This is a genomic window from Pseudomonas sp. P65(2024), from assembly GCF_057480955.1.
Map to the genome: position 1 here is coordinate 33,148 of NZ_JBLIYX010000008.1, position 12,030 is coordinate 45,177.

Annotated in this window: 12 protein-coding genes; 10 read left to right on the forward strand and 2 right to left on the reverse strand. The window is 66.0% G+C overall.

All coding sequences use genetic code 11. From position 1 onward, the window contains the following. Positions 1-54: 54 nt before the first annotated feature. The 9 genes from pcaR to pcaC all read left to right on the forward strand — a co-directional run bounded on the left by pcaR (position 55) and on the right by pcaC (position 9,668). Positions 55-924: a pca regulon transcriptional regulator PcaR gene (gene pcaR, locus AC25MA_RS13165; protein ID WP_028690220.1), complete on the forward strand. Its 870-nt coding sequence runs from the start codon at positions 55-57 to the stop codon at positions 922-924. Between the two features lie 357 nt (positions 925-1,281). After that, complete coding sequence (pcaK, locus tag AC25MA_RS13170; RefSeq protein ID WP_028690218.1) at positions 1,282-2,628, forward strand: 4-hydroxybenzoate transporter PcaK; 1,347 nt, start codon at positions 1,282-1,284, stop codon at positions 2,626-2,628. Between the two features lie 168 nt (positions 2,629-2,796). Further along, positions 2,797-3,657 carry a CoA transferase subunit A gene (locus AC25MA_RS13175; protein WP_028690217.1) on the forward strand — a complete coding sequence of 287 codons (861 nt, stop codon included), beginning with the start codon at positions 2,797-2,799 and terminating at the stop codon, positions 3,655-3,657. Next, a complete protein-coding gene (locus AC25MA_RS13180; protein ID WP_088851493.1) occupies positions 3,654-4,433 on the forward strand; it encodes a CoA-transferase subunit beta in 780 nt (259 codons plus the stop codon). The genes AC25MA_RS13175 and AC25MA_RS13180 overlap by 4 nt, the downstream gene beginning before the upstream one ends. Further along, on the forward strand, positions 4,430-5,635 hold the full coding sequence (gene pcaF, locus AC25MA_RS13185) for a 3-oxoadipyl-CoA thiolase (protein WP_182322201.1): 1,206 nt from the start codon (positions 4,430-4,432) through the stop codon (positions 5,633-5,635). The genes AC25MA_RS13180 and pcaF overlap by 4 nt, the downstream gene beginning before the upstream one ends. A 165-nt stretch (positions 5,636-5,800) precedes the next feature. Further along, entirely contained in the window at positions 5,801-7,090 is a 1,290-nt protein-coding gene (locus AC25MA_RS13190; RefSeq protein WP_062364114.1) for an MFS family transporter, read from the forward strand. Between the two features lie 9 nt (positions 7,091-7,099). Next, on the forward strand, positions 7,100-8,452 hold the full coding sequence (locus tag AC25MA_RS13195) for a 3-carboxy-cis,cis-muconate cycloisomerase (RefSeq protein ID WP_028690213.1): 1,353 nt from the start codon (positions 7,100-7,102) through the stop codon (positions 8,450-8,452). A gap of 12 nt (positions 8,453-8,464) precedes the next feature. Further along, a complete protein-coding gene (gene pcaD / locus AC25MA_RS13200; RefSeq protein WP_062364116.1) occupies positions 8,465-9,256 on the forward strand; it encodes a 3-oxoadipate enol-lactonase in 792 nt (263 codons plus the stop codon). A 10-nt stretch (positions 9,257-9,266) separates the two neighbouring features. After that, complete coding sequence (gene pcaC / locus AC25MA_RS13205) at positions 9,267-9,668, forward strand: 4-carboxymuconolactone decarboxylase (protein ID WP_028690211.1); 402 nt, start codon at positions 9,267-9,269, stop codon at positions 9,666-9,668. Between the two features lie 120 nt (positions 9,669-9,788). Here the strand turns inward: pcaC and AC25MA_RS13210 are convergent, their stop codons facing one another. Beyond that, entirely contained in the window at positions 9,789-10,313 is a 525-nt protein-coding gene (locus AC25MA_RS13210; RefSeq protein ID WP_028690210.1) for an Mpo1 family 2-hydroxy fatty acid dioxygenase, read from the reverse strand. Positions 10,314-10,405: 92 nt separating this feature from the next. Here AC25MA_RS13210 and AC25MA_RS13215 point away from each other — a divergent pair, with 92 nt between their 5' ends. After that, positions 10,406-11,092 (forward strand): Crp/Fnr family transcriptional regulator, encoded by a 687-nt coding sequence (locus AC25MA_RS13215; protein WP_028690209.1) that lies wholly within the window; start codon positions 10,406-10,408, stop codon positions 11,090-11,092. Here the strand turns inward: AC25MA_RS13215 and AC25MA_RS13220 are convergent. Then, the gene (locus AC25MA_RS13220) at positions 10,992-11,975 is read right to left on the reverse strand and encodes a LysR family transcriptional regulator (protein WP_486972089.1); all 984 of its coding nucleotides are present in this window, start codon (positions 11,973-11,975) and stop codon (positions 10,992-10,994) included. The two genes, AC25MA_RS13215 and AC25MA_RS13220, sit on opposite strands and share 101 nt — an antisense overlap. Between the last annotated feature and the right edge of the window lie 55 nt (positions 11,976-12,030).

Consider the following 12,030-nt stretch of genomic DNA (forward strand, 5'->3'; position numbering starts at 1 on the left):
TATCGGCCGTTCGTTCGATAATCGCACGAGGTAGCGATTTTTTGAGGCATGTCCATGAGCGAAGAAACCAGCGCGCCGCCAGCAAACGAGCCCACGCGCAGTACCAGCCCCGCCCTGGCACCGCCGATCGTGGCGTCCGCGGCCAAGCGCATTCAGGCCTTCACCGGCGACCCGGACTTCATGACTTCCCTGGCCCGTGGGCTGGCAGTGATCCAGGCGTTCCAGGAGCGCAAGCGACACCTGACCATCGCGCAGATCAGCCACCGCACGGAAATACCCCGGGCGGCGGTCCGGCGTTGTCTGCATACTTTGATGAAGCTGGGTTACGCGACCACTGACGGGCGTACTTATTCGCTGTTGCCCAAGGTGTTGACCCTTGGCCATGCCTACCTGTCGTCGACGCCGTTGGCGGTATCGGCACAGCCCTACCTCGACCGGATCAGCGACCAGCTGCACGAAGCGGCCAACATGGCCACGCTGGAAGGCGACGACATTCTTTATATAGCGCGCTCGGCCACGGTCGAACGGTTGATCTCGGTCGACCTGTCCGTCGGTGGGCGGTTGCCGGCCTATTGCACCTCGATGGGGCGCATCCTCTTGGCGGCGCTCGACGATGCCAGCCTGCACGAATATCTGGATAGGGCGGACCTCAAGGCGCGGACCAGCCGTACACTGCACGACCCTGAATCGTTGTTCGCCTGCATCCAGCAGGTGCGCGAGCAGGGTTGGTGCGTGGTCGACCAGGAACTGGAGCAGGGGTTGCGTTCGATTGCCGTGCCGATCTATGACGCCTCCGGGCAGGTGCTGGCGGCGTTGAACGTGAGCACCCATGTCGGTCGGGTCAGCCGTGGCGAACTGGAGCAACGTTTCCTGCCGATCCTGCTGGCGGCCAGCCGGGACCTGTGTCACCAGTTGTTTGGCTGAACAACGTCAGGGCGCATTGCGCCCCATCGGCGGCAGACGGGCTTTCATACCATGTGGGCTGAGCTGTCGAACCGGCGCTGCCGTTTCCTGTTCGATAAACGCACAGTGTCGTTCCCGACGAATTGCGCCACCCACGCCTGCTGATTAATGTCTGTCGCACGAGTCGGCTTCGCCGACCGGACAATAACAACAGGCCCGAGGGCATCCCCCATGAAGACCGTCCCTTTGCTGTCGCGGCCACACCCGCGCGCAGTGCTGCTGCCCGGCTGATCCCAGGCCGTCGTATCCAACGTTTCCTGCTCCTGCGTATCAGCGATGCGCGGTAGCCTGCCTGTGCCCAACTCCCGGATAACAACAATGAACAAGCCACAATCCGCTGTCGGCAACTGCCTCGATGTCCAGTCTCTCATCAACGACCAACCGCTGTCTCGCTATCAATGGCGGGTGGTGATCCTGTGCTTCCTGATCGTCTTCCTCGACGGCCTGGACACCGCCGCCATGGGCTTCATCGCCCCGGCGCTATCCCAGGAATGGGGCATCGACCGCGCCAGCCTCGGCCCGGTGATGAGCGCCGCGCTGATCGGCATGGTGTTCGGTGCCCTTGGGTCCGGGCCGTTGGCCGACCGCTTCGGGCGCAAGGGCGTGCTGGTGGGGGCGGTGCTGGTGTTCGGCGGTTTCAGCCTGGCCTCGGCCTACGCCAGCAATGTCGACCAGTTGCTGGTGCTGCGCTTTTTGACCGGCCTGGGCCTGGGGGCGGGCATGCCCAATGCCACTACCTTGCTTTCCGAGTACACCCCGGAACGGCTCAAGTCGCTGCTGGTGACCAGCATGTTCTGTGGCTTCAACCTGGGCATGGCCGGGGGTGGTTTCATCTCGGCCAAGCTGATCCCGGCCTACGGCTGGCATAGCCTGCTGGTGATCGGCGGGGTGCTGCCGTTGCTGCTGGCGCTGGTGTTGTTGGTCTGGTTGCCGGAGTCGGCGCGGTTCCTGGTGGTGCGCAATCGTGGCACCGAGAAGGTGCGCCGGACCCTGGCGCCGATTGCCCCGGCCCTGGTGGCCCAGGCTGCGAGCTTCAGTGTGCCTGAGCACAAGGTGGTGGCGACGCGCAACGTGTTCGCGGTGATCTTCTCGGGCACCTATGGCCTGGGCACCGTGCTGCTGTGGCTGACCTACTTCATGGGGCTGGTGATCGTCTACCTGCTGACCAGCTGGCTGCCGACCCTGATGCGTGACAGCGGCGCGAGCATGGAGCAGGCTGCCTTCATCGGCGCATTGTTCCAGTTCGGCGGCGTGCTCAGTGCGGTGGCCGTGGGTTGGGCGATGGACCGCTTCAACCCGCACAAGGTGATCGGCATCTTCTACCTGCTGGCGGGTGTTTTCGCCTATGCCGTGGGGCAGAGCCTGGGCAACATTACCTTGCTGGCCACGCTGGTGCTGGTCGCCGGCATGTGCGTGAACGGCGCGCAGTCGGCCATGCCTTCGCTGGCAGCGCGGTTCTACCCGACCCAGGGGCGCGCCACTGGGGTGTCGTGGATGCTCGGGATCGGTCGCTTCGGCGCGATTCTCGGTGCGTGGAGCGGGGCGACGCTGCTTGGGCTGGGGTGGACCTTCGAGCAGGTACTGACCGCGCTGTTGGTGCCGGCGGCGCTGGCCACCCTGGCGGTGGTGGTCAAGGGGCTGGTAAGCCACGCCGACGCGACCTGAGACGACAGGGGCGGGCATAAATAGCAAGATAACAATCTGTTCGATAATCGCACTAAAGTGCGATTATCGGATTGTAACCACCCCGATAGCCTCCGTAATCTGGGCCCATCGCAGCGACGCAATGGCCCGCTGCTCACTGACTCGACTCGACCTGACCAGGAGTCTCCAATGGCAGCAATCCTCTCGCTTCACGAGGCTGTGAAGCAGTTCATCCAGGACGGCGACAGCGTCGCCCTCGAAGGCTTCACCCACCTGATCCCGACGGCGGCCGGTCACGAGATCATCCGCCAGGGCAAGCGCGACCTGACCCTGGTGCGCATGACCCCGGACCTGATCTACGACCAGCTGATCGGTGCCGGCTGCGCGCGCAAGCTGATCTTCTCCTGGGGTGGCAATCCCGGCGTCGGTTCGCTGCATCGCCTGCGCGACGCGGTGGAGAAGCAGTGGCCGCACGCCATCGAGATCGAAGAGCACAGCCACGCCGACCTGGCCAACGCCTATGTCGCCGGCGCCTCCGGCCTGCCGTTCGCGGTGCTGCGTGCCTACGCCGGCTCCGACCTGCCGAAGGTCAACCCGCTGATCAAGAGCGTCACCTGCCCGTTCACCGGCGAGGTGCTCGCCGCTGTGCCGTCGGTGCGTCCGGACGTCACCGTGATCCACGCGCAGAAGGCCGACCGCAAGGGCAACGTGCTGTTGTGGGGCATCCTCGGCGTGCAGAAGGAAGCGGCCCTGGCGGCCAAGCGCTGCATCGTCACCGTCGAGGAGATCGTCGATGACTTGAATGCGCCGATGAATGCCTGCGTGCTGCCGACCTGGGCGCTCAGCGCGGTGTGCCTGGTGCCCGGCGGCGCCCACCCGTCCTACGCCCACGGCTACTACGAGCGCGACAACCGCTTCTACCAGGCCTGGGACCCGATCGCCCGCAACCGCGAGTCGTTCACCGCCTGGATCGACACCTTCATCCGTGGCACCCGGGACTTCACCGAATTCCAGGCCAAGCTGGCCAGCACCGCGGAGGCCGCGCAATGAGCTACTCCACTTCCGAAATGATGACCGTCGCGGCGGCCCGCCGCCTGCGCAACGGTGCCGTGTGCTTCGTCGGCATCGGCTTGCCGTCGAAGGCCGCCAATCTGGCGCGCCTGACCTCGTCGCCCGATGTCGTGCTGATCTACGAGTCCGGCCCGATCGGTGCCAAGCCGAGTGTGTTGCCGCTGTCCATCGGTGACGGCGAGCTGGCCGAGACTGCCGACACCGTGGTGCCGACCGGCGAGATCTTCCGCTACTGGCTGCAGGGCGGGCGCATCGACGTCGGTTTCCTCGGCGCGGCCCAGGTCGACCGCTTCGGCAATATCAACACCACGGTGGTCGGCGACTACCACGCGCCGAAGACTCGCCTGCCAGGTGCCGGTGGTGCGCCGGAGATCGCCGGTTCCGCCAAGCAGGTGCTGATCATCCTCAAGCAGTCGCCACGCGCCTTCGTCGACAAGCTCGATTTCATCACCTCGGTCGGCCACGGTGAAGGCGGTGACTCGCGCAAGCGCCTGGGCCTGCCCGGCGAGGGGCCGGTCGGCATCATCACCGACCTGTGCATCATGGAGCCGGAAGCGGGCACCCATGAATTCGTGGTCACGTCGATCCACCCGGGCGTAACCCGCGAGCAGATCGTTGCCGCCACTGGCTGGGCGATCCGCTTCGCCGACGACGTGCTGCAGACCGCGGCACCCAGCGATGTCGAGCTGTCCGCCCTGCGCGACCTCGAAGCGCGCACCGCCGCCGCCCATGGCCAGACGGCAGGAGAAGCCTGATGCGTGACGTCTTTATTTGCGACGCCATCCGCACCCCAATCGGCCGCTTCGGTGGCGCTCTGGCCGGCGTGCGCGCCGACGACCTGGCGGCGGTGCCGCTCAAGGCGCTGGTCGAGCGCAATCCGCAGGTGCAGTGGGAGCTGCTCGACGAAGTGTTCCTCGGTTGCGCCAACCAGGCCGGCGAGGACAACCGTAACGTGGCGCGCATGGCGCTGCTGCTGGCCGGCCTGCCGCAGAGCATTCCTGGCGTGACCCTCAATCGTCTGTGCGCCTCGGGCATGGACGCCATCGGCAGCGCGTTTCGCGCCATCGCCAGTGGCGAGATGGAGTTGGCCATCGCCGGTGGCGTCGAGTCGATGTCCCGTGCGCCGTTCGTGATGGGAAAAGCCGAAAGCGGCTATTCGCGCAACATGAAGCTCGAGGACACCACCATCGGCTGGCGCTTCGTCAATCCGTTGATGAAGGCGCAACATGGCGTGGACGCCATGCCCGAGACCGCCGACAACGTCGCTGACGATTACCAGGTGTCGCGCGCCGACCAGGACGCCTTCGCCCTGCGCAGCCAGCAAAAGGCTGCCGCCGCGCAGGCTGCTGGTTACTTCGCCGAAGAGATCGTGCCGGTGCGTATCGCCCATAAAAAAGGCGAGACCGTGGTCGAGCAGGATGAGCACCTGCGCCCGGACACCACGCTGGAGGCGCTGAACAGGCTCAAGCCGGTCAATGGCCCGGACAAGACGGTTACCGCAGGTAATGCATCGGGCGTCAACGATGGCGCCGCCGCACTGATCCTGGCCTCGGCCGATGCGGTGAAGAAACATGGCCTGACCCCACGGGCCCGGGTGTTGGGCATGGCCAGTGCCGGCGTGGCGCCACGGGTGATGGGGATCGGCCCGGTGCCGGCGGTGCGCAAGCTGACCGAACGGCTGGGTGTGGCGGTGGCGGATTTCGATGTCATCGAGCTCAACGAGGCGTTTGCCAGCCAGGGGCTTGCGGTGCTGCGCGAGCTGGGCGTGGCGGATGATGCGCCGCAGGTCAACCCTAACGGCGGTGCGATTGCCCTGGGGCATCCGCTGGGGATGAGCGGGGCGCGGTTGGTGCTGACGGCGTTGCATCAGCTGGAGAGGAGCGGTGGGCGCAAGGGGTTGGCGACCATGTGCGTAGGCGTCGGTCAGGGCTTGGCGTTGGCCATCGAGCGGGTTTGACCGGCACCGGCCCAATCGCGGGGCAAGCCCGCTCCCACGCTGTTTCCTGGCAATTGCGCGGGCAATCGTGGGAGCGGGCTTGCCCCGCGATTGGGCCGACAGTGGAACGAGATTGTTACTGGGTATGTCTAGACTTTGCAGTGACCTCCCAGGAGTAAAAACACCATGACTTCCAGCTATTACACCGGCGAAGAACGCAGCAAGCGGATCTTCGCCATCGTCGGCGCCTCCTCGGGCAACCTGGTGGAATGGTTCGACTTCTATGTCTACGCCTTCTGCGCGATCTACTTTGCACCGGCCTTCTTTCCCTCCGATGACCCCACCGTGCAGTTGCTCAACACGGCAGGCGTGTTCGCCGCGGGCTTTCTGATGCGCCCCATCGGTGGCTGGATCTTCGGCCGCCTGGCCGACCGGCACGGGCGCAAGAATTCGCTGATGATCTCGGTGCTGATGATGTGCGGCGGCTCGCTGATCATCGCCTGCCTGCCCACCTACGCCAGCATTGGCGCCTGGGCGCCGGCGCTGCTGCTCCTGGCGCGGCTAATCCAGGGCCTGTCGGTGGGCGGCGAGTACGGCACCACCGCCACCTACATGAGCGAAGTGGCCTTGCGCGGTCAGCGCGGCTTCTTCGCTTCGTTCCAGTACGTCACCCTGATCGGCGGCCAGTTGCTGGCGGTGCTGGTGGTGGTGATCCTGCAACAGCTGCTCACCGAGGATGAGCTGCGTGCTTATGGCTGGCGCATCCCGTTCGTGGTCGGCGCCATCGCCGCGCTGATCTCGCTGATGCTGCGCCGCTCGCTGAAGGAGACCAGCAGTGCCGAGACTCGCCAGGACAAGGAGGCCGGTACCATTCGCGGGCTTTTCCGCAACCATGCCGCCGCCTTTGTCACGGTATTGGGCTACACCGCCGGTGGCTCGCTGATCTTCTACACCTTCACCACCTACATGCAGAAGTATCTGGTCAACACCGCCGGCATGAACGCCAAGAGCGCCAGTTACGTCATGACCGGCGCGCTGTTCCTGTTCATGATCCTGCAGCCGGTGTTCGGCATGCTCTCCGACCGTATCGGTCGACGCAACTCGATGCTCCTGTTCGGCGCCCTGGGGACGATTTTCACCGTGCCGCTGCTGATGGCGCTGAAGACCGTGAGCAGTCCGTTCATGGCCTTCGTGCTGGTGACCCTGGCGCTGTGCATCGTCAGTTTCTACACCTCCATCAGCGGCCTGGTGAAGGCCGAGATGTTCCCGCCGCAGGTCCGTGCGCTGGGGGTGGGGCTGGCCTACGCGGTGGCCAACGCGGTGTTTGGCGGCTCGGCCGAATACGTGGCGCTGGGCTTGAAAACCTTAGGCATGGAGAACACCTTCTACTGGTACGTGACCGCGATGATGGCGGTGGCCTTCCTGTTCAGCCTGCGCCTGCCCAAGCAGGCGGCGTATCTGCATCACGATCATTAAGGACGTTGCATGAGCAACCAACTGTTCGACGCCTACTTCACCGCGCCGGCGATGCGCGAGATCTTCTCTGACCGCGGCCGGTTGCAGGGCATGCTCGATTTCGAGGCCGCCTTGGCCCGCGCCGAGGCCGGTGCCGGTCTAGTGCCGCACACGGCGGTGACCGCCATCGAGACGGCCTGCAAGGCCGAGCGTTATGACGTGCGTGCCTTGGCCGATGCCATCGCCACCGCTGGCAACTCGGCGATTCCGTTGGTCAAGGCTTTGGGCAAGGTGGTCGCCAGCGGCGTGCCCGAGGCCGAGCGCTACGTGCACTTGGGCGCGACCAGCCAGGATGCGATGGACAGCGGCCTGGTGCTGCAACTGCGTGACGCCCTGACGCTGATCGACCGTGACCTTGGCAAATTGGCCGACACCTTGGCTCGTCAGGCCCTGCAACATGCCGACACGCCGCTGGTGGGGCGTACCTGGCTGCAGCATGCCACGCCGGTGACGCTGGGGATGAAACTGGCCGGTGTGCTCGGCGCCCTGACCCGTCATCGCCAGCGCCTCAAGGAGCTGCGCCCGCGCCTGCTGGTACTGCAGTTTGGCGGCGCTTCGGGCAGCCTGGCGGCGCTGGGCAGCAAGGCCTTGCCGGTGGCAGAAGCCCTGGCCGCGCAGTTGAAACTGTCCTTGCCCGAACAGCCGTGGCACACCCAGCGGGACCGCCTGGTGGAGTTTGCCTCGGTATTGGGCCTGGTCGCCGGCAGCCTGGGGAAGTTCGGCCGGGATGTCAGCCTGCTGATGCAGACCGAGGCGGGTGAGCTGTTCGAGCCCGCTGCGCCGGGCAAGGGCGGGTCCTCGACCATGCCGCACAAGCGTAACCCGGTGGGCGCGGCGGTGCTGATCGGTGCTGCCACCCGGGTACCGGGATTGGTCTCGACATTGTTCGCCGCGATGCCCCAGGAGCATGAGCGTAGCCTCGGCCTGTGGCACGCCGAATGGGAAACCCTGCCGGAAATCTGTTGCCTGGTCTCCGGCGCCCTGCGCCAGGCGCAGCTGATCGCCGAGGGCATGGAGGTGGACGCCGCCCGCATGCGCCGCAACCTGGATCTGACCCAGGGCCTGGTGCTGGCCGAGGCCGTCAGTATCGTGCTCGCCCAGCGCCTGGGGCGCGAGCGTGCCCATCACCTGCTGGAGCAATGCTGCCAGCGCGCCGTGGCCGAGGAGCGCCATTTGCGTGCCGTGCTGGGCGACGAGCCACAGGTCAGCGCCGAACTGTCCGCCGACGAACTCGACCGCCTGCTCGACCCGGCCCATTACCTTGGCCAGGCCCGCGTCTGGGTGGCGCGCGCCGTGGCCGAACATCAACGATTCACTGCCTGAAAGGAGACTGCTGTGGCGCACCTGCAACTGGCCGATGGCGAAATGCATTACCAACTCGACGGCCCGGCCGATGCGCCGGTGTTGGTCCTGTCCAATTCGCTGGGCACCGACCTGCACATGTGGGATGCGCAGATCCCGGCATGGGCCGAACATTTCCGTGTGCTGCGCTACGATACCCGGGGGCATGGCGGTTCGCTGGTCAGCGAGGGGCCCTACAGCATCGAGCAGTTGGGCGGCGACGTGCTGACCCTGCTCGATGCCCTGGATATCGAGAAGGCCCACTTCATAGGCCTGTCCATGGGCGGCCTGATCGGTCAGTGGCTGGGTATCAATGCGGGTAACCGCTTGCTCAGCCTGTCCCTGTGCAACACCGCGGCGAAGATCGCCAACGACGAGGTGTGGAACACCCGCATCGCCACCGTGCTCGCGGGGGGCCGGCAGGCCATGGCCGAACTGCGTGATGCGTCCATCGCCCGCTGGTTCACCCCGGCGTTCGCCGCCGCCGAGCCGGAACGCACCCTGCGTATCTGCCAGATGCTGGCGCAGACTTCACCGGAGGGCTACGCGGCCAATTGCGCCGCGGTGCGCGATGCCGATTTCCGTGACCAGCTCACCCACATCCAGGTGCCGACCCTGATCGTCGCCGGCACTGCAGATGCAGTGACCACCCCCGAGCATGGTCGCTTCATGCAGGCCGGCATCCATGGCGCCGAGTACGCCGAGTTTGCGGCGGCGCACCTGTCCAATGTCGAAATCGGCGCGCCGTTCGGCGCCCGTGTGCTCGACTTCCTGTCGAGCCGCTGAGGAGTACACCGTGGACGAGAAACAACGCTACGAGGCGGGCATGCAAGTGCGCCGCGCGGTACTGGGCGATGCTCATGTCGACCGCAGTCTGGAGAAGCTCAATGACTTCAACGGCGAGTTCCAGGAGATGATCACCCGGCATGCCTGGGGCGATATCTGGACGCGCCCGGGGTTGTCGCGACATACCCGCAGCCTGATCACCATCGCCATGCTGATCGGCATGAACCGCAACGAAGAGCTCAAGCTGCACCTTCGCGCTGCCGCCAATAATGGCGTGACGCGAGAGGAGATCAAGGAGGTGATCATGCAGAGCGCGATCTACTGCGGGATCCCGGCGGCCAACGCCACGTTCCACCTGGCCGAGTCGGTGTGGGATGAGCTGGGGGTGGAGTCGCGCACCCAGGTGACTTGAGAAATTGCCGGGGCTGCTGTGCAGCCCATCGCGACACAAGGCCGCTCCCACAGGGTTTGCACAAGCCTGCGGGAGTGGCTGTGTCGCGTTGGGGTGTGCGGCGGCCCCTGACTCTTGTGGTCAGATCGCGGCTTTCTTGTGGCGGATGGCCACCGGCCCGGCATTGGCCTCCACGGCCTTTTTCAGCTCAGGGCACAGCCCGGCCATGAACGCCAGCTCCGCCACCACGAACAGCGGCCCGATGATCAGCCCGCTCAGGTCATCGACGAACGCTGGCTTGCGCCCCTCGTACCAGTGGCCGACGAACTGGATGATCCAGCCCACCACGAACGCCCCCAGCCCGGCGCTCAGCCACAGCCCGGTGCTCTGTACGGCCAGCGCCTGGCCGGCCCACAGGCACAGCCCTAGCAGCAGGCCCATCACCAGCCCGAAGCGCAGGTCCAGGCGCAGGTAGAACCACACCGACCAGCCCGCCAGCAACAGCGCCGGCGACAGCCAGACGCCGGCCAGTTCCCAGCCGGGGCGCGACAGCAGGATGGCCACGGCCAGCACGATCAGCGGAATGCCGATGAAGTGGGTGGCGATATTGCGCGGGTCGCGGTGGTAGGTCGCGTATTGACTCAGGTGCTCGACGAGGTTTTTCATTGTTGTTCCTCCATCAGGGGTGAGCGCAGCTTGCCCCCGTTCAGTCACCGTCGTCTGTCGCCTGGCCGACAGAGTTCGTTTTGCGAGGCGCCATGCACGATCCGCGTACCCAGCTGCTGCATGGCCAGTGGTTCCGGCAATTGCCCGCTACCGTTCAGGATAGCCTTCTGGCTCAGGGGCGTGCGCGCGAGCTGGCGCCGGGGCAGTGCCTGTTCCAGCGCGGCGATGCGCCCTGTGGCCTGTATGCGGTGCTCGAGGGGGCGATGCGGGTCGGCGCGGTCAGCAGCGAGGGCAAGGAGGCGTTGTTGACGTTGGTTGAATCGCCCCACTGGTTCGGCGAGATCAGCCTCTTCGACGGCCAGCCGCGTACCCATGACGCCTATGCCGAAGGACCGACGCGCCTGCTGTGGATCCCCCAGGCGCCGCTGCTCGAGTGGCTGGCGCGCGAGCCTGTGCATTGGCGTGAGCTGGCCTTGCTGATGAGCCACAAGTTGCGCTGGGTGTTCGTTGCCCTGGAGCAGCAGAGCCTGCTGTCCGCCGCGCCGCGGGTGGCACAGCGCCTGCTGCAGATGGCCGAAGGCTACGGCGAGCGCGATGTCGCCCAGTGGCGGCTGCAGGTGTCCCAGGAACAGCTGGCGCTGATGCTGTCGCTGTCGCGCCAGACCATCAACCAGATCCTCAAGAGCTTCGAGCAGTCCGGCGTGGTACGCCTGGGCTATGGCGAGGTGGAGATTGTCGATGCCCGGCGTCTGCGGGCGATGGGGCAGCATCCAGGCTGACCAGGGTATCGATCATCGCCCGTGCCGCCGGTGACAGGCGATAGCCGCTGCGGCTGATCACCCCGCAGCGGACGCTGAGCACCTCCAGGCCTGGCGGCAGGTTGCGCCAGTGCAGGCGCACCAGATCGCCGACGGCCAGGTCCACGGCCACCGCCTCCTCACTGGCCGTGCCGATGGCGTCGCTGGCCAGCACCACACTGCGCAGCACCGCCAGGTGCTCGGTTTGCAGGTGCGGGGTGAAGTCGCTGCGTCCGCTGAGGTTGGCCAGGCGCTTGCGCACGCCCGGCGCCAGCAATGCACTGGCCAGGGGATAGGCGAACAAGTCGTTGGTCGACAAGCTGTCCTTAGCCAGCAATGGGTGCCCGGGGCGGCAGAAGAACAGGCCGGGGCGCGGGGTCAGCGGTTCGGTGTGGAAGTTCGGGTCGGCCTCGAAGGTGCGCACGTCATCGACGAAGAACTCGATCTGCTCGCGCCGCAGCGCCTGGCCCAGGCGTTCGGCGTTGTCCACCAGCAGCGCGGTGCGGATGCCCGGATGGCGCTCGATGAACTGTTGCAGGGCCTGGGGCACCAGGCGCACGGCCAGTGCCGGGCCGCTGCCGAAATGCAGTTCGCCGGCATCGAGCTTGGTCATCTGCAGCACTTCGTTGTTCAACTGCGCCGCGCCTTGCACCAGGCGACGGGCGTGTTGCAGTACCACCTGCCCCTCGGGAGTTGGGCGCAGTGACTTGTTGGCGCGATCGACCAGGGCGCAGCCGAAGGCCTGTTCGAGGTTCTGGATGGCGCGGCTGAAGGCGGGTTGGGTGATGCCCATGGCTTCGGCAGCGCGGACGAAACTGCGGTATTCGGTAAGGGCGATGAAGTAGCGCAGTTGGCGCAGGTCCATGCTCGGGCTCTGGGGCGGGGATCGGAGCTTGGTTTTAGCGAGTTCTCGCATATAG

What these genes read in the sequence shown, in the direction of transcription:
- pcaR (WP_028690220.1), top strand. Translation starts at nt 55, where the DNA reads ATGAGCGAAGAAACCAGCGCGCCGCCAGCAAACGAGCCCACGCGCAGT.
- pcaK (WP_028690218.1), top strand. Translation starts at nt 1,282, where the DNA reads ATGAACAAGCCACAATCCGCTGTCGGCAACTGCCTCGATGTCCAGTCT.
- AC25MA_RS13175 (WP_028690217.1), top strand. Translation starts at nt 2,797, where the DNA reads ATGGCAGCAATCCTCTCGCTTCACGAGGCTGTGAAGCAGTTCATCCAG.
- AC25MA_RS13180 (WP_088851493.1), top strand. Translation starts at nt 3,654, where the DNA reads ATGAGCTACTCCACTTCCGAAATGATGACCGTCGCGGCGGCCCGCCGC.
- AC25MA_RS13190 (WP_062364114.1), top strand. Translation starts at nt 5,801, where the DNA reads ATGACTTCCAGCTATTACACCGGCGAAGAACGCAGCAAGCGGATCTTC.
- AC25MA_RS13195 (WP_028690213.1), top strand. Translation starts at nt 7,100, where the DNA reads ATGAGCAACCAACTGTTCGACGCCTACTTCACCGCGCCGGCGATGCGC.
- AC25MA_RS13210 (WP_028690210.1), bottom strand. Translation starts at nt 10,313, where the DNA reads ATGAAAAACCTCGTCGAGCACCTGAGTCAATACGCGACCTACCACCGC.
- AC25MA_RS13215 (WP_028690209.1), top strand. Translation starts at nt 10,406, where the DNA reads ATGCACGATCCGCGTACCCAGCTGCTGCATGGCCAGTGGTTCCGGCAA.
- AC25MA_RS13220 (WP_486972089.1), bottom strand. Translation starts at nt 11,975, where the DNA reads ATGGACCTGCGCCAACTGCGCTACTTCATCGCCCTTACCGAATACCGC.